Origin of the sequence: Klenkia sp. PcliD-1-E (assembly GCF_024124375.1) — a bacterium.
Lineage (GTDB): Bacteria > Actinomycetota > Actinomycetes > Mycobacteriales > Geodermatophilaceae > Klenkia.
The window spans coordinates 1-20773 of the sequence record NZ_JAMXRZ010000055.1 but is presented as its reverse complement, the minus strand read 5'-3'; the positions used below and the strand labels follow the sequence as shown (position 1 = coordinate 20773).

The window sequence follows — 20773 nt, the reverse complement described above, 5'->3', positions numbered from 1 at the left end:
CCGACGGTTCAGCCGACGAGCGCGGCGATCCGCCGGGCCAGCTTGTCCCGGTCCTTGTGCGGGACGACGTCCAGCGCAGGCTCGATCTCCACCAGCCGCGCCTTCTGGGTGGTCAGCGCCCGGAAGAACGTGCCGGCGGTGACGCCGTGGTCGGGGCGGTGCACGACCTCGACGGCGTCACCGGCCCCGACCTCGCCGGTGCGCAGCACCCGGAGGTAGGCACCGCTGGCGCCGTGCGCGGTGAACCGCTTCACCAGGTCGGGGACGTCCCAGAAGCGGGCGAAGTTCGCGCAGGGGATGCGCGGGCCGGTGACCTGGAACAGCGCGCTGCCCACGGCCCAGTGCTCGCCCAGCACGGCGCCGGTCAGGTCGAGCCCCGTCGTCCGCAGGTTCTCCCCGAACGACCCGGCCGGCAGATCACGGCGCAGCTCGGCCTCCCACCAGGCGGCGTCCTCGTCGGCGTAGGCGTAGACGGCCTGGCCCTCGCCGCCGTGGTGCCTGCGGTTGACCTGCCGGTCGCCGTCCAGCGTCTCCTCGAGGACCGCGACCCGGCCCGTCAGGGGCCGCTTGCGGATCCCGGTCGATGCCGGCCGCTTGCCCGGCAGGGGCAGCAGGTCGCTGCCGGAGACGCAGACGGCCTCGACCCGGCCGGTCACTTCTTCGCGGGCTCGGCGTTGGAGAGCGCGGCGACGAATGCCTCCTGGGGGACCTCGACGCGGCCGACCATCTTCATCCGCTTCTTGCCCTCCTTCTGCTTCTCCAGCAGCTTGCGCTTGCGCGAGATGTCGCCGCCGTAGCACTTGGCGAGGACGTCCTTGCGGATCGCGCGGACGGTCTCGCGGGCGATCACCCGGGCGCCGACGGCGGCCTGGATGGGCACCTCGAACTGCTGGCGCGGGATGAGCTCGCGCAGCTTCCCGGCCATCATCACGCCGTAGCTGTAGGCCTTGTCCTTGTGCACGATCGAGGAGAAGGCGTCGACGGCCTCGCCCTGCAGCAGGATGTCGACCTTGACCAGGTCGGCCTGCTGCTCCCCGGCCTCGGCGTAGTCCAGGCTCGCGTAGCCGCGGGTTCGGGACTTCAGCGCGTCGAAGAAGTCGAAGATGATCTCGCCGAGGGGCAGCGTGTAGCGCAGCTCGACCCGCGACTCCGACAGGTAGTCCATGCCCGACAGCGACCCGCGGCGGCTCTGGCAGAGCTCCATGATCGTGCCGGTGTAGTCGCTGGGGGCGATGACGGTGGCGTTGACGATCGGCTCGTGGATCGCGGCCATCTTGCCGTGCGGCCAGTCGCTGGGGTTGGTGACGACGTGCTCGCTGCCGTCCTCCATCTCCACCCGGTAGACCACGTTGGGCGCGGTGGAGATCAGGCTCAGGTTGCTCTCGCGCTCCAGCCGCTCCCGGACGATCTCCAGGTGCAGCAGGCCCAGGAAGCCGACCCGGAAGCCGAAGCCCAGCGCGGCCGACGTCTCGGGCTCGTAGGTGAGCGCGGCGTCGTTGAGCAGCAGCTTGTCCAGCGCCTCGCGCAGCAGCTGGTACTCGCTGCCGTCGACCGGGTAGAGGCCGGAGTAGACCATCGGCTTGGGGTCGGAGTAGCCGCCGATCGGCTCGGTGGCCGCGGCGTGCTGCAGGGTGACGGTGTCGCCGACCTTGGACTGGCGGACGTCCTTCACCCCGGTGATGAAGTAGCCCACCTCGCCCACGCCCAGGCCCTCGACCGGCTTGGGTTCCGGTGAGATGACGCCGATCTCGAGCAGCTCGTGAGTGGCGCCGGTGGACATCATCTTGATCCGGTCGCGGCTGTTGATCCGGCCGTCGACGACGCGGACGTAGGTGATGACGCCGCGGTAGATGTCGTAGACCGAGTCGAAGATCATGGCCCGGGCGGGGCCCTCGTCGACGCCGGTGGGGGCCGGGATCTGCTCGACGATGCGGTCGAGCAGCTCGGGTACGCCCTCGCCGGTCTTGCCGCTGACCCGCAGGACGTCGTCGGGGTCGCAGCCGATGATGTGCGCGATCTCCGCGGCGTACTTCTCCGGCTGCGCCGCGGGCAGGTCGATCTTGTTGAGCACCGGGATGATCGTCAGGTCGTTCTCGATCGCCAGGTACAGGTTGGCCAGCGTCTGCGCCTCGATCCCCTGGGCCGCGTCCACCAGCAGCACCGCGCCCTCGCAGGCGGCCAGCGAGCGGGACACCTCGTAGGTGAAGTCCACGTGGCCCGGGGTGTCGATCATGTCCAGCACGTGCTCGACGCCGGCGTGCTCACCGGCGCGCGGGGCCCACGGCAGCCGCACGTTCTGCGACTTGATGGTGATGCCGCGTTCGCGCTCGATGTCCATGCGGTCGAGGTACTGGGCGCGCATCTGGCGCGCCTCGATGATCCCGGTGACCTCGAGCATCCGGTCGGCCAACGTCGACTTGCCGTGGTCGATGTGGGCGATGATGCAGAAGTTCCGGATGCGGGCCGGGTCGGTGCGGGCGGGAGCAGTCACAGTGCCTGCCATCGTCCCACGCCGCGGCGGCGAGCAGGAGCACCGCCGGGACCTGGGTCCGTCCGCGGACGTGGTGCGCACCGCACCACGGGCCGCTGGGCACGCCCCGGGTGGGCTGGTAGCCTGGCGAACCGGTCCGCAGGACGCCTGATGCGCTGTGGACGCTCGAGAAGACTTTCCCCGAGAAGACCCAGAGGCTCACGCGTGGCGAACATCAAGTCCCAGATCAAGCGGATCAAGACCAACGAGAAGGCGCGCCAGCGCAACGTCGCGGTCAAGTCCGCCCTGAAGACCTCGGTCCGGCGGTTCCACACCGCGGCCGACTCGGGGGACAAGGACGCCGCCGCCACCGCCCTGCGCAACGCCAGCAAGCTGCTGGACAAGGCCGTCAGCAAGGGCGTCATCCACAAGAACCAGGCCGCCAACCGCAAGTCGGCGCTGGCCAAGCAGGCCGCCTCGCTCTGAGGCCCCCGCTCCCTCGACGAGCCCCCCTCCCCGGCGCCGGGGACGGGGGCTCGTCGCGTTCCGGGGCCGGTTCAACGCCGGGCGCCCCGCCCCGCACCCGACGTCGCCCGCAGCTCGACGATCCGCCGCACGGCCCGCTCCAGCGCGTAGTCCGCGCTCGCGGCCACGCCCTTGACGTCGGCGTTGAGCTCCGCGACCACGCCGACGGCCTGCTGCAGGGCCGGGATGCTCCACCCCCGCGCCTGTGCCTGGGCCTTCTTGACCTTCCACGGCGGCATCTTCAGCTGCCGGGCCAGGTCACCGACGTTCGAGCTGCCCACCGCCGCCACCCGGGCCGCGGTGCGCACGCCGTCGGCGAGGGCATCGGCGACCAGGACGTGCGGCACCCCGCGGTCCAGCGCCCATCGCAGCATCTCGACGGACCCGGCGTTGTCGCCGACCAGCACCCGCTCGGCGACGGTGAAACCGGTGACCTCGGCCTGCCCGCGGTGGAAGCGGGCGACCGCGTCGGCGTCGATCGACCCGCCGAAGTCCGACACCAGCTGGCTGACCGCTGCCGACAGCGAGCGCAGGTCGTTGCCGACGGCGTCCAGCAGGGCGCCGGCGGCGTCGGCGGTGATCCGGCCGCCCACCCGCCGGACCTCGTTGCGCACGAAGCCCATCCGGTCACCGGGTGAGGTGAGCTTGGCGCAGGTGTCCTCGGCGGCGCCGGCCTTGCGGAAGGCCTGCAGCAGCGCCTCGTTGCGCCTCCCGCCGAAGTGCACCAGCACCAGCGTCAGGCCGTCGTCGGGGTCCTTCGCGTAGCTGAGGAGGGAGTCGACCAGCGCGCCCGCCGCCTCGTGCACCCCGGTGACCACCACGAGCCGGTGCCCGCCGAACAACGACGGGGCGAGCACGTCGGCCAGCTCGCCCACCGGGAGCCCGGCCGCGGCGAGCTCGTGCTCCTCGGACTCGGGGTCCTGCTGGCGGACCGCGGCCCGGACCTCGGCGACCGCCCGCGCGCGCAGCAGCTCCTCCTCGCCGACGACCAGCCGCAGCCGGGACAGCGGGGGCGGCGCGGAGGCGGTCTGCGGCACGCGGCCATCGTGTCACGGGGCTCCGACGATCCCGGGTGGCCCGGACAACTGCTGGGAACCCCTGGCCGGGTGCCGCGGCCACGGCGCGCTGGACGTCGTCCACCCCGCGTGCGGTCACCCCCCAGTCCCCCGCGTCACCGACCACCGCGAGGTCGCCCTCCAGGTCGGTGCGGTGCACCGGGACCTCGTCGACGGCCAGCAGGTCGAGCAACCGCGCAGCGGGGTGGCCGTAGTCGTTGTCGGCCCCCACCGACACCAGGGCCACGCGGGCACCGACCGCGGCCAGGAACCCCGGGTCGACGTCCCCGCTGCCGTGGTGGGGCACCTTCAGGACGTCGGCGCGCAGGTCGAGGTCCCCCTCGGCGAGCCGGGCCTCGCGGTCGGCACCGAGGTCGCCGGTGAACAGCGTGGTGATGCCGTGCTGGGTGACCCGGGCCAGCACGGACAGCGCGTTCGGGTCGACGCCGGCGCGGGCGTCGTCGGCCCCGGGGGCCAGCACCTCGATGGTCGCGCTGCCGACGGTCCGCTCCGTGCCGGCGGGCAGCACGACCAGCTCGCCGCCGGCGGCCGCGACCTGGTCGGCGACCCGCCCGACCCGGTCCTCGGTGGGGGCGAGCACGCCGGTCGCCACCTCGCCGACCTCGCGGCCGGCCAGGGCGCCCGGGAGGCCGGTGACGTGGTCGGCGTCGAGGTGGGACAGCAGCACCAGCGGGAGCCGCTCGACCCCGAGCCGGGTCAGGCACGCGTCGACCAGCACCGGGTCGGGACCGGCGTCCACCAGGACCGCGGCACCCTCGCCGGTGGGCAGGACCAGCGCGTCACCCTGGCCGACGTCGCAGGCGACGAGGACCGTCCCCGGGACCGGCCAGCCGTCGGCGAGCTGGCGGGCCGGCCAGCCCAGGACGACCACCCCCAGCACCGCCGCCACCGCCAGCGGCCGGGTGCGCGGCCAGCGGACCAGCGCCGCGGCGCCGGCGGCGAGGAGCGCGACCAGCAGGAGGGAGCCGGTGACCCCGGCGGGCCAGCCGAACGCGCCGTCGGGGACCGCGGCAGCGCGGTCGGCGACGAGCACCAACCAGCGGGTGGGCCATCCCGCGGCCCACACGAGCAGGTCGGCCGGTCCCGTCGCGACCGGTGCGACGAGGACGGCGAGCAGGCCGAGGACCGTGGCCGGGGCGACCGCGGGCGCGGCGAGCAGGTTCGCCGGCAGCGAGACCAGGCTGACCAGCCCGGACAGGCCGGCGACCAGCGGCGCGGTCACCAACCCCGCGGCGGCGCTCACGGCGAGGGCGTCGGCGACCGGGCCGGGCAGGCCCAGGACCCGCCAGCGGCGTGACCAGCCCGGTGCGAGCAGCACGATGCCGGCGGTCGCGACCACCGACAGGGCGAAGCCGCCGTCGGTGGCCAGGGCGGGGTCGACGACGAGCAGGACGCACACCGCCGCCGAGAGGGCGGGCACCGCGACCCGGGCCCGACCGGAGGCCAGGGCCAGCAGCGTCACCGCACCCATCGCACCCGCCCGCAGCACGCTGGGGCTCGGGCCGGCGAGCAGGACGAACCCCACCAGGCCGGCAGACCCCGCGACGGCCTGCCACCGCCGGTGCACGGCCCTCCGCCGCAGGGGCCGGAGCAGCAGCGCGAGCACGATGGCCACGTTGGCGCCGGAGACCGCGGTCAGGTGGCCCAGCCCGGCGCGGCGGAAGTCCGCGGTGACACCGGGCTGCATCCCGCTCGTGTCGCCGACGACCAGCCCGGGCAGCAGCCCCGCGGGATCGGGGGGCAGCACCCGCGCCGATGCGCTGCCGAGGCCCGCCCGGAGCTCACCGGCGATCGCCTGCGCCGGCCCGGGCCCGCGCTCGACGACGGGTGCCGTCCTCGCGCTGAGCGCCGCGACGGCCACGTCCCCGTCCTGGGCGGGACGGACGGTCGCGCGGACCGTCGCGACCGTGCCGGGCCGGACGCCGTCCCAGTCGGCGACCGGGCCGAACAGGACGACCGGCACCCGCCGCAGCGCCGGCCCGCCGACGACCTCCACGACCGTGGCGGGGACGAGCACCCTCGCCGGGCCCGGCCCGCCGGCCAGGGCGTGCGGCTGCTCGGCCACCTCGACCACCAGGGTCGCGGTGCTGCCCCGTTCGGCCAGGTCGAGCACGGGGGATGCGCCCCGCTCGGCGCCGCGGACGGCACCGGCGGCCGACGCCGCGAGCACCCCGGCGAGGGCCACCAGCGCGACCCGACGGCCAGCGCCCCGGCCGGAGCGGTGCACGGCGACCGCGGTGGTGACCGCCCCGGCCGACACGGCCAGGGCTGCGGTCGGGGGCAGGTGGAGCAGCGTGGTCGACCACACCGCCAGCGCCGGGGGCACCAGGCGCAGGTCGGTCCAGGACCACCGCTCCTCGACCCGTCGCCGCTGCACCCGCACGCGGGCGACGCTAGGGAGGCGCGGGGCCCGGTCGACCGGCCCGCGGCGATCTGTGGACGGGCCGGGCCGGTGTGGACGACGGGCGGCGGCTCGCCGGTCGACCTGCTACCCGGGATGTCAGACGGAGACCAACGGGGAGACCTCGGCGAACAGGGCCGGCCCGATGCCGCTGACGTCGTCGAGCTCCTGCACGCTCCCGAAGGGCCCGTGCTGGGCCCGGTGGTCGAGGATGCGCTGGGCGAGGACGGGGCCGATCCCGGGCAGCCCGTCGAGGTCGGCCAGCGTCGCGGTGTTCAGGTCGACCGTCCCGGCGGCCGGGGCGATCCCGGTTCCGGGGGACCCGGGGTCGGCCGCGCCGGGGACCCCGACGGCGATCTGCTGGCCGTCGGTGAGCAGGGCCGCCGCGTTGACGGCGGCGGGGTCGGTGCCCGGGAGGAGCCCGCCGGCCGCGGCGAGGGCGTCGGCGACCCGCGACCCCGCGGGCAGGGTCACCAGGCCCGGTGACACCACCAACCCGACCACGGAGACCACGACGACGTCCGCGGGTGGCGCGGTCGTGCCCGCGGCCGGCGGACCGCTGGTCGGGTCCGGCGACGTCGTGCTGGCTGCGGGCACGGCGCCGCCGTCGACGGGCGCGACGTCGGGCCGGCCCGTCCAGCTCCACAGCGCGACGGCGACCGCGGCGAGCACGGCCACCAACCACAGGGTCCGGGTGCCGTGCGGGCCCGGGTCCAGCCGCGTGCCGGCACCCGCGGCCCGGTGCCGGCCGGTCGTCGGTGCAGCGGTGCTCCCGGGCCCGACCGGCTCGGTCACCGCGGTCGCCGGCGCGGTCGTCCAGGCGTCGTCGTCCTCGCCGTCGTCGTCCTCGCCGAACTCGTCGGCGGGGAGGTCGTCGGTGGGGCGGCCACCCCTGGGCGGGCCGTCGGGCAGGTCGTCGGGCAGCCAGCCCCGTCGACCGGTGCCCTCGTCGAGCAACGCCCGCAGCCGGGCCCGGATGACGTCGGCGTCGTCGGTCCGCCGGGAGGAGAACAGCACGGCGCGGACCGTAGGCCCGTACGCCCAGGCGCGGACGCTCTCCGGCACATCTGTGGACAGGACCCCCAGCTGTGGATGGCAGCATGCAGCCCCATGCCGCCACGGGTAAGCCTGGCGCGGTGTCCCCGCTCCGCGACCCGTCCCGACGCAGCCCACCTGGCGGCGCTCGTCGGGCTGCTCGGCGGGGTGCTGGTGGAGCTGCTACCGGTCGGGGGCGGCGACCTGGTCGCGCAGCGGTGGTGGCAGTCCTGGGCCGCCTCCGGCGGTGGGCATCCGGTGGACCTGGCCTGGTACGCCGGCTCACCGGCCGTCTCCTACAGCCTGCTGGCGCCGTGGGTGCTGGCGCTGGTGGGCCCAGTCGTGGCAGGGGTGCTGAGCAGCACGGTCGGCGCGTGGGCGACGACCCGCCTGCTGGTGCGGGCGGGGGCGGTCCGGCAACGGGCGGTCGCGGTGCTCGGCGCCCTGGCGTTCCTGGCCGACCAGCTGTCGGGCCGGACGACGTTCGCGATGGGCGCGGCGGCGGGCCTGGTGGCGCTGCTGGTGGCCGGGCGGCCGGGGCCGGCGACGACGTGGCGGCGGCTGGCCGCCGGGTCGCTGGCGGCCCTGGCGGGTGCGCTGAGCCCGGTGGCCGGGGTGTTCGTCGGCCTCGCTGCGGTGGCCTGGTGGGTGGCAGGGTGGGTGGCCGGCGGTCGGAGGTCACGGTGCGGATCGCAGGTCGTGGCGCTGCTGGTGGGGGCAGCCGCGCCCCTGGGGACGATGCTGCTGCTGGGCGCCGCCGGGGGCCCGATGACCGGCAGCGCCCACCAGATGCTGGGCGCAGCCCTCGCCGCGGTGGTGGTGCTGGCGGTGGTCGGTCGCCGGCTGCCGGTGGTCCGGGTGGGCGCCGCGCTGACCGTGGCGGCGCTGCTCGCGGCATGGCTGGTGCCCGACCCGATGGGCTCGAACACGACCCGGCTGGTGCTGCTGTTCGCGGTGCCCGTGCTGGTGGCCGCGCCGGGCCGGCCGACGCTGCTCGCGGGTCTGGCGGCGCTGCTGGTGACGTGGGTGCTCCCCCCGCTGGTCCCGCAGGACCTGGTCCCGCGGGACACCGCGACGGTGGAGCGGGCCGCGGCGCCGCTGCTGGCGGAGCTGCACAGCCGGGGCCCGGTGGGCCGGGTCGAGGTGGTGCCGCTGGCCGACCACTCGGACGCCGCGATGGGGCACCAGGTGCCCGTGGCCCGGGGCTGGACCCGCCAGCTGGACGTCGCCCGGAACCCGGTGTTCTACGACGGGAGCCTGGATGCCGCCAGCTACCTCGCCTGGTTGCGCGCGCGTGGGGTGTCCTACGTGGCGCTGGCCGAGCAGCGGCCGGACTGGGCCGGCCGCGAGGAGGCCGCGCTGGTCCGTCGGGGCGTGCCCGGGGTGGACCGGGTGTGGTCCGACGGCACCTGGTCGCTCTACGCGGTCGAGGGCCCGGGCGTGGTGCTCTCCGGCGACGCGCAGGTGCGCAGCAGCGACCGGCGGGAGCTGGACCTCTCGGTCGGTGGCGCCGGCGACGTCGTGCTGTCGCTGTTCTGGGACGACCGGTTGACGCTGGTCGGTGACGGCTGCCTGCAACCGGGTGCGGTGGCGGGCACGGTCCGGCTGCGGGCCGCCTCCGCCGGGACGGTCTCCGTCACCAGCAGCTGGCGGCCGTCCGGGCACTGCTGACCCGGAGGGCGGCCGCGCTCAGGCGTCGACGCCCGCGGGGGTGGCCGTGGGGTCGACGACCACCCCCAGTGCACCGGGGCCGACGTGGGCACCGATCGCGGCGCCGAGCTCGCTGACGTAGAGGTCCTGCACGCCCGGTACCCGCTCCCTCAGCTGGTCGGCGAGCGCGTCGGCCCGCGCTGCCGCCGCCAGGTGGTGCACCGCCAGGGACACCGGCCGGTCGCCGCACAGGTCGGCCACGCGCTGCACCAGCTTCGCGACCGCGCGCGAGGTGGTGCGGACCTTCTCCAGCGCCACGATGCGCCCGTCCTGCACGTGCAGCACGGGCCGCACGGCGAGGGCCGTGCCCAGGGCCGCCGCCGCGGGTCCGATCCGGCCACCACGCCGCAGGTGGTCCAGGGTGTCCAGGACGAACAGGGTGCTGCCGGCGTCCGCGGTCCGCTGCGCCGCCGCCGCCACCTGGTCCGCCTCGGCCCCGGCCGCCGCGGCCCGGGCGGCGGCCAGCACGGCGAAACCGGTGCCCATGGCCGCGGTGCGGCTGTCGACGACGGTCACCAGGTGCTCACCGACCTGCGCCGCGGCCGTGCGCGCCGCGTCCCAGGTGCCCGACAGCTCGCGGGACAGGTGGACCGAGACGATGCGGTCGGCGCCGGTGTCCAGGCGCCGGCGGTAGGCCGCGACGAAGTCGCCCGGGGTGGGCCTGGAGGTGGTCACGTGTTGGCCCTTCACCGCCAGCGTCCGGGCCACCTCGGCAGGCCCCACGTCGACGCCCTCGCGGCCGGAGCGCCCGGTCAGCACCACGTAGAGCGGCACGACCTCGACGTCGAGATCCGAGACGAGCGGACCGGGCAGGTAGGCCGTGGAGTCGGTGACCACGGCGACCGGCATGGGCGCGAGGCTAACCGGCTGCCCCCGCGCCGGCGCAGGGCAGCCACCGGCCGCAGGCCGCGGCCGGCATGCGGGACGGCAGGGTCAGGACAGGGCGTCGGCGTCCGTCGGAGCCGGCGGGGCCTCCTCCGGCGTGGCGCCGGCCGCGACCGGTTGCCCGCCGGCAGCGGGTGCGGCGTCGGCGACGCCGGCCGCCTCCGCGACGTCCGGGCCGGTGTCGGCACCGGAGCGGCGCGGGATGCCCGGTGCGCCGCCCGTGGCCGAGGCGTTGTGCCGCAGCACCCGCCAGCGGCTGCCCTGGTGGGCGAGCTCGGTCCAGTGGCAGTTGCCGAGGGGGCCGAAGATGCGGCGGTGCTCGGGACCCAGGCTCAGCAGTGCCTCGATCAACCGGCCGCCCGTCCCGCCGTGGGTGACCAGGACGGCCACCGGGGCCGGGGGCAGGTCGGCGACGGCAGCCAGCGCCCGGCGGGCCACGTCGGCGGGGTCCTCGCCACCGCGGCCGCGGACCGGACGGCCGTGCGTCCAGTCCGCGTACTGCTCGGGCAGGTCGCGGGCGACGTCCTCGCGGGTGCGGCCCTCCCAGCTGCCCAGACCGTGCTCGCGCAGCCGTGGCTCGATCCGCAACCGGGTGCCCAGGGAGTCGGCGAGCGCCTGCGCGGTGTCCCGTGCCCGGACCAGGTCGCTGGTCACGACCAGCGCCTCGGCCGGCAGCTCGGCCGCCAGCGCCTCCGCCGCCCGGCGCGCCTGGGCCCGGCCGGTGTCGTCCAGCGGCGGGTCGAGCTGGCCCTGGAAACGCCCGCTGGCGTTCCACTCGGTGCGGCCGTGCCGCCAGACCAGGACCCGTGCCACGCTCGGTGCGGTCTGTTCCCCCGTGCCCACGCTCACCGGTCGGGGTCGGTCTGCCCGGGCACGTCCGCGTCACCGGCAGCCGTGTCCTCACCACCCGGGGCGTCGCCGGGGGCCGGGGTGCCCCCGGCGGTCGTGCCGTCCGGCGAGGACGGCAGTGCGCTGTCGACGAACGGGATCACCGGGCAGTCCTTCCACAGCCGCTCGAGGGAGTAGTAGGCACGCTCCTCGGCGTGCTGGACGTGCACCACGACGTCGACGAAGTCCAGCAGCACCCACCGGGCCTCGGCCACGCCCTCGCGGCGCACGGCCTTGATGCCGTGCTGGCGCAGCCGGTCCTCGACCTCGTCGACGATGGACTGCACCTGCCGCTCGTTGGGGGCCGACGCCAGCACGAAGGCGTCGGTGATGGCCAGCCGGTCGCTGACGTCGACGATCGACACGTCGGTGGCGAGCTTGTCGGCGGCGGCCTGGGCGGCCACCAGCGCGGTCTCGCGGGCCTCGGTCGAGGCGGTCATCGGGGGATCTCCTGGAGCTCGGTGGTGCCGGGGTCGGGGTCGACCGCCGGCGGGGGGACGGGGGCGTCGGTGTGGCGGACGCCGGTGCCGGGCAGCAGCTGCCCGGGCGGGGTGGCCGGGACGCCGTCGCGGTAGAGGCCGCGCTTCTCGATGTACTGCACCACGCCGTCGGGGACGAGGTACCAGACCGGCATGCCCCGCCGGACCCGGTCGCGGCAGTCGGTCGAGCTGATCGCCAGGGCGGGGATCTCGACCAGGCTCACGCCGTCGGCCGGCAGGTCCGTGCTGGCCAGCTGGTACCCGGGCCGGGTGACGCCGACGAAGTGGGCGAGGTCGAACAGGTGCTCGGTGTCGCGCCACCCGACGATCTGGGCCAGCGCATCGGCGCCGGTGATGAAGAAAAGCTCGGCGTCGGGTCGCTGCCGGTGCAGGTCGGTGAGCGTGTCGATGGTGTAGGTGGTCGTACCGCGGTCGACGTCGACCCGGCTGACCGAGAACCGCGGGTTGGACGCGGTGGCGATGACGGTCATGAGGTAGCGGTCCTCGGCGTGGCTGACCTGCCGGTCGGCCTTCTGCCACGGCTCACCGGTCGGCACGAAGACGACCTCGTCCAGCTCGAACAGGCTGGCCACCTCGCTGGCCGCCACCAGGTGACCGTGGTGCACCGGGTCGAAGGTGCCACCCATCACGCCCAGCCGACTGCCCGCCACCGGAGCAGCGTAGCCCGGTCCGCCGGTGGCCAGCGGGGCGATCGTGCAGGTCGACGGGCACGCGTGCGGGCCGGTCCGACCCTCGCCTGCTCGGCGTGGGCGGACCGGCCCCCGGCCGGCGCCCCCGTGCCGCCGGCCGGCCGGCCGACGGGTTCCCCGGTCGGCGCGTGGAGGCATCCCTGCCTCCACGCTGACCAACGGCACTGCCCGGTCCGGGTTACGGCCGGGAACGGAGAAAAATCGTTGCGCGCCATGGAATCGAACCCACGGCGGGTTCACAGGGTGGTGACGAACTCCGCGAGCTGGGCGGCGTTGCGCACCTCGACCATCGGGATGACCTCGGCGTACCGGTCGGCGGCGGAGTCACCGCTCCCCCACAGCCGGGCCGGCTCCGGGTTCAACCAGTACGCCGACCGCGCGCGGCGCACCAGGTCGGCCAGCACAGGCAACCCGGGCTGGCGGTAGTTCGTCCGCCCGTCCCCCAGCACCAGCAGCGACGTCTTCGGGCCGACCGCGGTCGCCCACTTCTCGGCGAACACCCCGAGGGCGTTGCCGTAGTCGCTGTGGCCGTCGAAGGTCACCACCTCGGCCTCCCGGCCGATCCGCTGCACCGCGTCGGCGACGTCGGCGCCGGGTGCGAAGAACCGCGTCACCTCGTCGGTGGAGTCCACGAACGCGAAGGCCCGGACGCCGGAGAAGTGCTCCCGCAGCGCCTGGGTGAGCATCAGGGTGAAGTGGCTGAACCCGGCCACCGACCCGCTGATGTCGCACAGCACGACCAGCTCGGGCTTGTGCACGGTGCGCGGCTTGTGGTGGGTCACCACGGGCACCCCGCCGGTGGCCAGCGACGCCCGCACGGTGCGGCGGAAGTCCAGCCGGCCCTCCCGGCCCATCCGGCGCTTGGCCGACAGCCGGGCGGCCAGCCGCCGGGCCAGCGGCGCCACCGACCGGCGCAGCTCGGCGAGGTCGGCCGACTGGGCCCGCAGGAAGTCCACCTGGTCGGCCAACGGCTTGACCGCCGTCCGGGCGACCCGGTCGCGACCGCGCTCGGCCGCGGACCGGCGACGGACCTCGGCCTCGACCGCGGCCCGGAAGGCGGCCAGCCGCTCCCGGACGGTCTGCCGGGCGACCTGCTCGGCCAGGCCGCCGCGGTCGGCGCCGCCGAGCAGGCCGTCCAGCAGCTGGGAGACCAGGGTGTCCGGGGACAGCGCCCGCAGCACCCGGTAGGAGAAGAAGGACTGCCCGGACGCCGAGGGCTGGCCCTGGCCGAGCTGGTCGACGGCGGTCCGGGCGAAGCGGCGCAGCGCCTCCTCGTCGCCGTCCAGCAGCCGGCGCAGCAGCTCCTCGCGCAGCTGCGCGGCCAGGGCGGCGTGCCGCTCGGCGTCCGTCGTCCCGTCGTCGGGGGTCGCCTCGGTGTCGGCGTCGTCCTCGGCGGGAAGCGAGGGCCGGTCCGACAGCGGCCACCACAGGTCGAACAGCACGTCGTAGGTCGGGCGCTGCGCCGCCCGCTGCAGCAGGACGGCGGCCAGCCCGTGCCGCAGCTGCTCGCGGTCGAGCAGGTCGACGGCGGTGAGCACCTGGGCGGCGTCGACGGCGGCGGAGATGCCCACCGGGATGCCGGCCTCGCGCACCGCCCGCACGAAGCCGTCGAGGTGGGCCGGGAGGCCGCCGTCGACCATCAGTTCAGCCGCAGCTCGGCGGCGGCCCGGGTCTGGTCGCTGGCGTGCTTGAGCACGACACCCAGGGTCTCGCGGACCTCGTCGTTGCCCAGGGTGTCCAGGCCCAGGGCGAGCAGGGTCTGCGCCCAGTCGAGGGTCTCGGAGATCGACGGCGACTTCTTCAGCTCCATCGCCCGCAGCGCCCGCACGGTGCGCACCAGCTGCTCGGCCAGCGCGGGCGCGAGCTCGGGCACGCGGGACAGCACGATCTCCCGCTCCCGCTCGGCGCTGGGGTAGTCCAGCGCCAGGTAGAGGCAGCGTCGCTTGAGCGCCTCGGACAGCTCGCGGGTGGCGTTGGAGGTGAGCACCACCATCGGCCGGCGGGTGGCCACGATGGTGCCGATCTCGGGGATGGTGACCTGGAAGTCGCTGAGCACCTCCAGCAGCAGGCCCTCGACCTCGACGTCGGCCTTGTCGGTCTCGTCGATGAGCAGCACGGTGGGGTCGGTCCGGCGGATGGCGGTCAGCAGCGGGCGGGAGAGCAGGAACTCCTCGCCGAAGACGTCGTCGTGCAGGTCGCCCCAGTCGGCGCCGCCGTCGGCGCCCTGGGAGGCCTGGATGCGCAGCAGCTGCTTCTTGTAGTTCCACTCGTAGAGCGCGCGGGCCTCGTCCAGGCCCTCGTAGCACTGCAGCCGGATCAGGTCCGACGACGTCGCCGTGGCCAGCGCCTTCGCCAGCTCGGTCTTGCCGGTGCCGGCCGGCCCCTCGACCAGCAGCGGCTTGCCCAGCCGGTCGGCCAGGAACACCGTGGTGGCGATCTGGGCGTCCGGGAGGTACCCGGCAGCGGCCAGCCGCGCGGACACGTCCGCGACGTCGGCGAACCGGGCGGCCTGCTGCGCGTGGGTCACGGGGCTCCTATCGGGTGTGGCCGGAACCGGTCACGACGTAGGTGGTGGAGGTCAGCTCGGGCAGACCGAGCGGGCCGCGGGCGTGCAGCTTCTGGGTGGAGATGCCGATCTCGGCGCCGAACCCGAACTCGCCGCCGTCGGTGAACCGGGTGGAGGCGTTGACCAGGACGGCGGCGGCGTCCACCCCGGCGACGAAGGCCGAGATCGCGATCGCCGAGTCGGCGAGGATGGCCTCGGAGTGCCCGCTCCCCCACACCGCGATGTGGTCCAGTGCGGCGTCGACGTCCTCGACCACCCGCACGGCCATGTCCATCGACAGGTACTCGGTCGCCCAGTCCTCGTCGGTCGCCGGGACGACGGCGTCGTGCGCGGCGCGGGCTGCGTCGTCGCCGTGCAGGGTGACCCCCGCGTCGACCAGCGCGGCGAGCAGCCGCTCGCGCTGCGGGTAGTCGCGGTGCACCAGCAGCGTCTCCGCGGAGTTGCAGACGCTCACCCGGTGGGTCTTCGCGTTCAGGACGACGGCCTCGGCCACCGCGGGGTCGGCGGAGGCGTCGACGTAGACGTGGCAGTTGCCGACCCCGGTCTCGATGACCGGCACCGTGGACTCGCGGACCACCCGCTGGATCAGCTCGGCGCCACCGCGCGGGATGACGACGTCCACCAGGCCGCGCGCGTTCAGCAGCTCCCCGACGCTGGCCCGCTCGGCGGGCAGCAGCTGCACGCAGTCGTCGGGCAGGCCGGCCTTGGCTGCGGCCTCGGCGAGCACCTGCACCAGGGCGACGTTGGTCCGGTACGCCGAGGCGGAGCCGCGCAGCAGTGCGGCGTTGCCGCTCTTCAGGCACAGGCCCGCGGCGTCCACCGTCACGTTCGGCCGGGCCTCGTAGACGATGCCCACGACGCCGAGCGGGACCCGGACCTGGCGCAGCTGCAGCCCGTTCTCCAGGGTCGACCCGCGGACGACGTCGCCCACCGGGTCGGGCAGCGCGACGAGCTGGCGCAGCGCCTCGGCCACGCCGGCGACCCGGTCGGCGTCCAGCCGGAGCCGGTCCAGCATGGCGTCGGGGGTGCCCCCGGCGCGGGCGGCCTCGACGTCGGCGGCGTTGGCGGCCAGGACGTCGTCGGTGTGCGCGACCAGGGCGTCGGCCATCGCCAGCAGGGCGCCGTCCTTCGTGGCGGTCGGCAGCGTGCGCAGCACCCGGGCGGCGGCGCGGGCGCGACGGGCGGCGTCGCCGATCAGGGGCAGCTCGACCTCGGGCACGCGGCCGAGCTTACGCAACCGTCAGCGTTGACCGTCACGGAAACCGACGTGACCCCGCGCCGCCCGCTGCCTAGCGTGCCCGGCATGACCCAGGTGCCCCAGCTCCGCGACGGCGAGGTGCTGCTCCGGGCGCACGCCGAGGCCGACCTCGACGCGGTCTGGGAGCAGTGCCAGGACCCCGAGATGCAGCGCTTCACCACGATCCCGGTCCCCTACGCCAGGGACCAGGCCGCCGGGTTCCTCGACCGCGTCCGCGCGGGCTGGGCCGACGACTCCACCGCGTCCTGGGCGATCGAGGTGGCCGGCCGGTTCGCCGGCACGGTGGATCTGCGCTTCGGCGAGGGCTGGGCGTCGGTCGGCTACGGCCTGCACCCGTGGGCCCGCGGCCGCGGCGTCATGACGACGGCGGTCGGCCTGGCCCTGGACTGGGCGTTCACCGAGCGCGGCGTCGCCGGCGTCCGGTGGGAGGCACTGGTCGGCAACGAGCCGTCCCGGCGGGTGGCGAAGAAGTGCGGGTTCACGATGGAGGGCACCGCACGAGGGATGTCGGTGGCCCGCGGCGTCCGGTACGACGCCTGGCTGGGCAGCCTGCTGGCCGAGGAGTGGCGGGCCCGGGCCCCCTCGGCCGGTTGACCATCGTCTCGTGCAGGTCGGCCACGCCGACGACCGGCGCGTCCGAGCTGCAGATGACGATGATCAGCTGCGGCGGGACGCGGACGGGGAACGCCTCAGCCGCGGAGGGCGCGCAGCGCGGCCTTGCGGGCGTCGCCGGTCAGCCGGTCCAGGAAGACTCTCCCGTCCAGGTGGTCGACCTCGTGCTGCAGGCAGCGGGCCATGAGTCCCTCGCCCTCCAGCCGCAGGGGCTTGCCCTCGACGTCGAAGCCCTCGGCGGCGCACCACATCGCCCGCACCGTGGGGGCGTAGAGACCGGGCACCGACAGGCAGCCCTCGTCGCCGTCCTGGGTCTCCTCGCTCCGCTCGACGATCACCGGGTTCACCAGGTGGCCGATCTCGTCGTCGACGTTGTAGGAGAACACCCGCAACGAGACCCCGATCTGGTTGGCCGCCAGGCCGGCCCGGCCGGGGTGGTCGACGGTCTCCTCCAGGTCGCGGACCAGCGCCGCCAGCGACGCGTCGAAGGCCAACACCGGGTCGCAGGGGGTGCGCAGCACCGGGTCACCGAGCTCACGGAGGGGACGGACGGCCACGCGGGGATCCTCTCAGGCGCCCGCGCGCGTGCGGACGAGCACCATCTCGTCGCGGTGCACCACCTCGCGGCGGTGCTCCGGGTCCAGCTCGGCGGTCTTGCGGCCCAGCAGCGCCGGCAGCTCGCGGGCGTCGTAGGAGACCAGGCCGCGGGCGACGACGACGCCGTCCGGCCCGACCAGCTCGACGGGGTCGTCGGCGAGGAAGTCCCCGGCCACCCCGGTGATGCCGGCGGCCAGCAGCGAGGCGCCTCGGTCGCGGACGGCCGCGACCGCGCCGGCGTCCAGCAGCACCTGCCCGCGGGGCCGGGAGGCGTAGCGCAGCCAGAACTGCCGGGCGGAGGGACGCCGGCCGTGGGCGGGGAACAGCGTGCCCACCTGCTCCCCCGCGAGCGCCGCCCCGGCCTGCGCGGTCGAGGTGACGACGACCGGGACGCCGGCCCGCGCGGCGATGAACGCGGCCTCGACCTTGGTCGCCATGCCGCCGGTGCCCACACCGTTCCGCGACGCCGACCCCAGCACGACCGACGCCAGCTCGGCGGGGTCGGAGACGGTGTCGATCCGCGACGCCGCGCCCTCGCGGGGGTCGCCGTCGTAGACCGCGTCGATGTCGGACAGCAGGACCAGCGCGTCGGCGACCGCGAGGTGGGCCACCAACGCGGCCAGCCGGTCGTTGTCGCCGAACCGGATCTCCTCCGTGGCGACCGTGTCGTTCTCGTTCACGACCGGCACCACGCCCAGGGCCAGCAGCCGGTCGACGGTCTGCCGGGCGTTGCGGTAGTGCCCGCGGCGGGTCAGGTCGTCGGCGGTGAGCAGCACCTGGCCCACGGTGGCGCCGTGCGCGGTGAACGCCTCGGCGTAGGCGGCCATCAGCCGCAGTTGGCCGACGCTGGCCGCCGCCTGCGCGGTGGCCAGGTCCCGGGGCCGGCCGGTGATGCCCAGCGGCGCCAGACCGGTGCCGATCGCGCCGGAGGACACCAGCACGACCTCCCGCCCCGCGGCCCGCAGCCCGGCGAGGACGTCGACCAGGGCGCGCAGCCGGTCGGTGTCCAGGCCGTGCTCCAGCGAGGTGAGGCTGGAGGAGCCGACCTTGACGACCACCCGGTGCGCGCCGGCGACCGCCGCGCGGCTCACGGCTCGTCGTCCCAGCTCGGGTCCGGGTCGTCGAGGCTGTCCTCCGGGTCCAGCAGCTCGTAGGGCGTACGGCGGCGGCGCTTGGCGGCCAGCCGCTCCTCGGCCCGCGGCCGGTGGTTGCTCTCCAGCCGGGCGTCGGTGCCGCGGCCACCGAGGCCGGCGGTCTCCTCGACGGTGAGGGTGCCGGCGGGCAGGGTCGGCTCCCAGTCGAAGGTGACGTCGCCGACGGTGATCGCGTCGCCGGGCACGGCGCCGGCCTTGGCCAGCTCGATCTCCACCCCGAGCCGGTTGAGCCGGTCGGCGAGGTAGCCCACGGCCTCGTCGTTGGAGAAGTCGGTCTGCCGGACCCAGCGCTCGGGCTTGAGGCCCAGCACCACCCACCCGCCGGTGCGGGCGTCGGGCTGCACGCTGAACCCGCCGTCGTCGACCGCGCGCGGGGTGAGGGTGATCCGGACGGCGTCGGGGGCGGGCAGCGAGGCGCGGTGCGCCTCGACCTCGCGGGCCAGGGCGAAGCCGAACTCCGCCAGCCCCTCGCCGGTGACCGCGCTGATCGGGAACACCTGCAGGCCACGCGCCTCCAGGGTGGCGCGGACCAGGTCGACCAGCTCGCGGCCGTCCGGGACGTCGATCTTGTTGAGGACGGCGATGCGCAGCCGGCCGACGAGGTCGAGCTCGTCGTCGTACTCGCGCAGCTCGTGCTCGAGGGCGTCGATGTCGGTCTCGGGGTCGCGGCCGGGCTCCATCGTGGCCATGTCGACCACGTGCACCAGGACGGCGCAGCGCTCGACGTGCCGCAGGAACTGCAGGCCCAGGCCCTTGCCGGCCGACGCACCGGGGATGAGGCCGGGGACGTCGGCCATCGTGTAGGTGACGTCGCCGGAGCGGATGACGCCGAGGTTGGGCACCAGCGTGGTGAACGGGTAGTCGGCGATCTTCGGCTTGGCGGCGCTCATCGCGGCCACCAGCGAGGACTTGCCCGCCGACGGGAAGCCGACCAGGCCGACGTCGGCGACGCTCTTGAGCTCGAGGACGGCGTCGACCTCCTCGCCGGGCTCGCCGAGCAGCGCGAAGCCCGGGGCCTTGCGGCGGGCGTTGGCCAGCGCGGCGTTGCCGAGGCCGCCCTTGCCGCCGGCGGCGAGCACCAGCCGGGTGCCCACGCCCATCAGGTCCGCGACCACCTCACCGCCGATGCTGACGACGGTGCCCTCGGGGACGCGCAGCACGGCGTCCTCACCGCGTGCGCCGTTGCGGTGCCCGCCGGCGCCGGGCTTGCCGTTGGGCGCCTTCTGGTGCGGGTGGTGGTGGAAGTCCAGCAGCGTGTGCACGCTGGCGTCGACGACGAGGACGACGTCGCCGCCGTCACCGCCGTTGCCGCCGTCCGGCCCGCCGAGGGGCTTGAACTTCTCGCGGTGCACGGAGCTCACACCGTGGCCGCCGTTGCCCGCGGTGACGTGCACGGTCACGCGGTCGACGAACGCGGCCACGGTGGTACCTCTCAGACGATCGGTGGTGCGGACGCAGCAGGGGCCCGGCGGAGGGTCATCCGCCGGGCCCCTGCTGGTGGAACGTGTGCTGGTGTCAGCTGGCCGGCTCGAGGGCCGGCTCGACGAGCTGGACGTTCACCACGCGACGGCCACCGCGACGGCCGAACTCGACCGCACCGGGGGTGAGGGCGAACAGGGTGTCGTCCTTGCCGCGGCCGACGCCGAGGCCGGGGTGGAAGTGGGTGCCGCGCTGGCGGACGATGATCTCGCCGGCCTTGACGACCTGGCCGCCGAAGCGCTTGACGCCCAGGCGCTGGGCGTTGGAGTCACGACCGTTGCGGGACGACGATGCGCCCTTCTTGTGAGCCATGGCGTGCTCAGCCCTTCTTCTCGGAACCGATGGCGGTCACCACGACCTCGCTCAGCGGCTGACGGTGCCCCTGGCGCTTGTGGTAACCGGTCTTGTTCTTGAACTTGTGGATGCGGATCTTCGGGCCCTTGCCGTGCTCGACGATCTCGCCGGTGGCGGTGACCTCCGCCAGCGCGTCGGCGTCGCTGGTGACGGTGTCGCCGTCGACCAGGAGCACCACGGGGAGGGTCACGGTGTCGCCGGCCGACCCCTCGAGACGGTTGACGGTGAACCGGTCACCGACAGCCACCTTGTGCTGCTTCCCACCGGCCTTGACGACTGCGTACACCACTGACTCCTCGATAGGTCTCTCGTTGTCCTGGGCGCACCCCGGCGCGGGCCGGTGTGCGGGACGGGCTGCTCACGCACCCGGGGCCCGCGGCCGACTGCGCACGAGGCGCAGGGCAGCAGCCACTCCGGACGGAGCAACCCGGCTAGCGTACCCGAGCCCGACGGCCGGGGTCGAACCCCTGTGCCGGACACCGCGTCCGCGCTGCGGCCCGGGGCGGGTGCCCCGGGCCGCAGCAGGTCACTCGGCCGGCGGTCCGGCCGGTCGGCTGGCCGCGCGCCGCCGCCG

At 75.4% G+C, this 20773-nt stretch carries 19 protein-coding genes and 1 pseudogene; 3 read left to right on the top strand and 17 right to left on the bottom strand.

The window, feature by feature from the left end:
* Window positions 1-8: 8 nt before the first annotated feature.
* Together NH342_RS12520 and lepA are read right to left on the bottom strand one after the other, a co-directional pair.
* Complete coding sequence (locus NH342_RS12520; RefSeq protein WP_253015210.1) at window positions 9-656, bottom strand: MOSC domain-containing protein; 648 nt, start codon at window positions 654-656, stop codon at window positions 9-11.
* Window positions 653-2503 carry a translation elongation factor 4 gene (lepA, locus tag NH342_RS12515; protein WP_253015209.1) on the bottom strand — a complete coding sequence of 617 codons (1851 nt, stop codon included), beginning with the start codon at window positions 2501-2503 and terminating at the stop codon, window positions 653-655. Before lepA ends, NH342_RS12520 begins: the two co-directional genes overlap by 4 nt.
* A gap of 192 nt (window positions 2504-2695) precedes the next feature.
* Here lepA and rpsT point away from each other — a divergent pair, with 192 nt between their 5' ends.
* Window positions 2696-2956, top strand: a complete 261-nt coding sequence (rpsT, locus tag NH342_RS12510; RefSeq protein ID WP_253015208.1) for a 30S ribosomal protein S20 — start codon at window positions 2696-2698, stop codon at window positions 2954-2956.
* Window positions 2957-3027: 71 nt separating this feature from the next.
* On the opposite strand, the gene holA is transcribed toward rpsT, so the two are convergent.
* The 3 genes and pseudogenes from holA to NH342_RS12495 form a co-directional block, all read right to left on the bottom strand.
* Window positions 3028-4032: a DNA polymerase III subunit delta gene (gene holA, locus NH342_RS12505; RefSeq protein WP_374209434.1), complete on the bottom strand. Its 1005-nt coding sequence runs from the start codon at window positions 4030-4032 to the stop codon at window positions 3028-3030.
* A gap of 385 nt (window positions 4033-4417) precedes the next feature.
* Window positions 4418-5818, bottom strand: a pseudogene (locus NH342_RS24535) (ComEC/Rec2 family competence protein); the annotation flags it as partial.
* A gap of 753 nt (window positions 5819-6571) precedes the next feature.
* The gene (locus tag NH342_RS12495) at window positions 6572-7489 is read right to left on the bottom strand and encodes a ComEA family DNA-binding protein (RefSeq protein ID WP_253015205.1); all 918 of its coding nucleotides are present in this window, start codon (window positions 7487-7489) and stop codon (window positions 6572-6574) included.
* A 93-nt stretch (window positions 7490-7582) separates the two neighbouring features.
* Here NH342_RS12495 and NH342_RS12490 point away from each other — a divergent pair, with 93 nt between their 5' ends.
* Window positions 7583-9178 carry a hypothetical protein gene (locus NH342_RS12490; protein WP_253015204.1) on the top strand — a complete coding sequence of 532 codons (1596 nt, stop codon included), beginning with the start codon at window positions 7583-7585 and terminating at the stop codon, window positions 9176-9178.
* A gap of 18 nt (window positions 9179-9196) precedes the next feature.
* Here the strand turns inward: NH342_RS12490 and NH342_RS12485 are convergent, their stop codons facing one another.
* The 7 genes from NH342_RS12485 to NH342_RS12455 form a co-directional block, all read right to left on the bottom strand.
* Window positions 9197-10066: a DegV family protein gene (locus NH342_RS12485; protein WP_253015203.1), complete on the bottom strand. Its 870-nt coding sequence runs from the start codon at window positions 10064-10066 to the stop codon at window positions 9197-9199.
* A gap of 84 nt (window positions 10067-10150) precedes the next feature.
* Window positions 10151-10915 carry a histidine phosphatase family protein gene (locus NH342_RS12480; protein WP_253015202.1) on the bottom strand — a complete coding sequence of 255 codons (765 nt, stop codon included), beginning with the start codon at window positions 10913-10915 and terminating at the stop codon, window positions 10151-10153.
* A 32-nt stretch (window positions 10916-10947) separates the two neighbouring features.
* Window positions 10948-11430, bottom strand: coding sequence for a ribosome silencing factor (gene rsfS, locus NH342_RS12475; RefSeq protein WP_253015201.1), 483 nt, complete (start codon window positions 11428-11430; stop codon window positions 10948-10950).
* Window positions 11427-12140, bottom strand: a complete 714-nt coding sequence (gene nadD, locus NH342_RS12470; protein WP_253015200.1) for a nicotinate-nucleotide adenylyltransferase — start codon at window positions 12138-12140, stop codon at window positions 11427-11429. Before nadD ends, rsfS begins: the two co-directional genes overlap by 4 nt.
* 275 nt (window positions 12141-12415) lie before the next feature.
* A complete protein-coding gene (locus NH342_RS12465) occupies window positions 12416-13819 on the bottom strand; it encodes a VWA domain-containing protein (protein WP_253015199.1) in 1404 nt (467 codons plus the stop codon).
* Window positions 13819-14706: an AAA family ATPase gene (locus NH342_RS12460; protein ID WP_253015198.1), complete on the bottom strand. Its 888-nt coding sequence runs from the start codon at window positions 14704-14706 to the stop codon at window positions 13819-13821. The genes NH342_RS12465 and NH342_RS12460 overlap by 1 nt, the downstream gene beginning before the upstream one ends.
* Before the next feature lie 7 nt (window positions 14707-14713).
* On the bottom strand, window positions 14714-15964 hold the full coding sequence (locus NH342_RS12455) for a glutamate-5-semialdehyde dehydrogenase (protein WP_253015197.1): 1251 nt from the start codon (window positions 15962-15964) through the stop codon (window positions 14714-14716).
* An 84-nt stretch (window positions 15965-16048) separates the two neighbouring features.
* Between NH342_RS12455 and NH342_RS12450 the strand changes: the two genes are divergently transcribed.
* Window positions 16049-16597, top strand: a complete 549-nt coding sequence (locus tag NH342_RS12450; protein ID WP_253015196.1) for a GNAT family N-acetyltransferase — start codon at window positions 16049-16051, stop codon at window positions 16595-16597.
* A gap of 95 nt (window positions 16598-16692) precedes the next feature.
* Here NH342_RS12450 and def read toward each other — a convergent pair whose 3' ends face one another.
* The 5 genes from def to rplU form a co-directional block, all read right to left on the bottom strand.
* Window positions 16693-17172 carry a peptide deformylase gene (def, locus tag NH342_RS12445; RefSeq protein WP_253015195.1) on the bottom strand — a complete coding sequence of 160 codons (480 nt, stop codon included), beginning with the start codon at window positions 17170-17172 and terminating at the stop codon, window positions 16693-16695.
* Between the two features lie 12 nt (window positions 17173-17184).
* Window positions 17185-18303 carry a glutamate 5-kinase gene (proB, locus tag NH342_RS12440; protein WP_253015194.1) on the bottom strand — a complete coding sequence of 373 codons (1119 nt, stop codon included), beginning with the start codon at window positions 18301-18303 and terminating at the stop codon, window positions 17185-17187.
* Window positions 18300-19787, bottom strand: a complete 1488-nt coding sequence (obgE, locus tag NH342_RS12435) for a GTPase ObgE (protein WP_253015193.1) — start codon at window positions 19785-19787, stop codon at window positions 18300-18302. The genes proB and obgE overlap by 4 nt, the downstream gene beginning before the upstream one ends.
* A gap of 94 nt (window positions 19788-19881) precedes the next feature.
* A complete protein-coding gene (gene rpmA, locus NH342_RS12430) occupies window positions 19882-20157 on the bottom strand; it encodes a 50S ribosomal protein L27 (RefSeq protein ID WP_253015192.1) in 276 nt (91 codons plus the stop codon).
* 7 nt (window positions 20158-20164) lie between these two features.
* Window positions 20165-20485, bottom strand: a complete 321-nt coding sequence (gene rplU / locus NH342_RS12425) for a 50S ribosomal protein L21 (RefSeq protein WP_253015191.1) — start codon at window positions 20483-20485, stop codon at window positions 20165-20167.
* Window positions 20486-20773 lie beyond the last annotated feature (288 nt).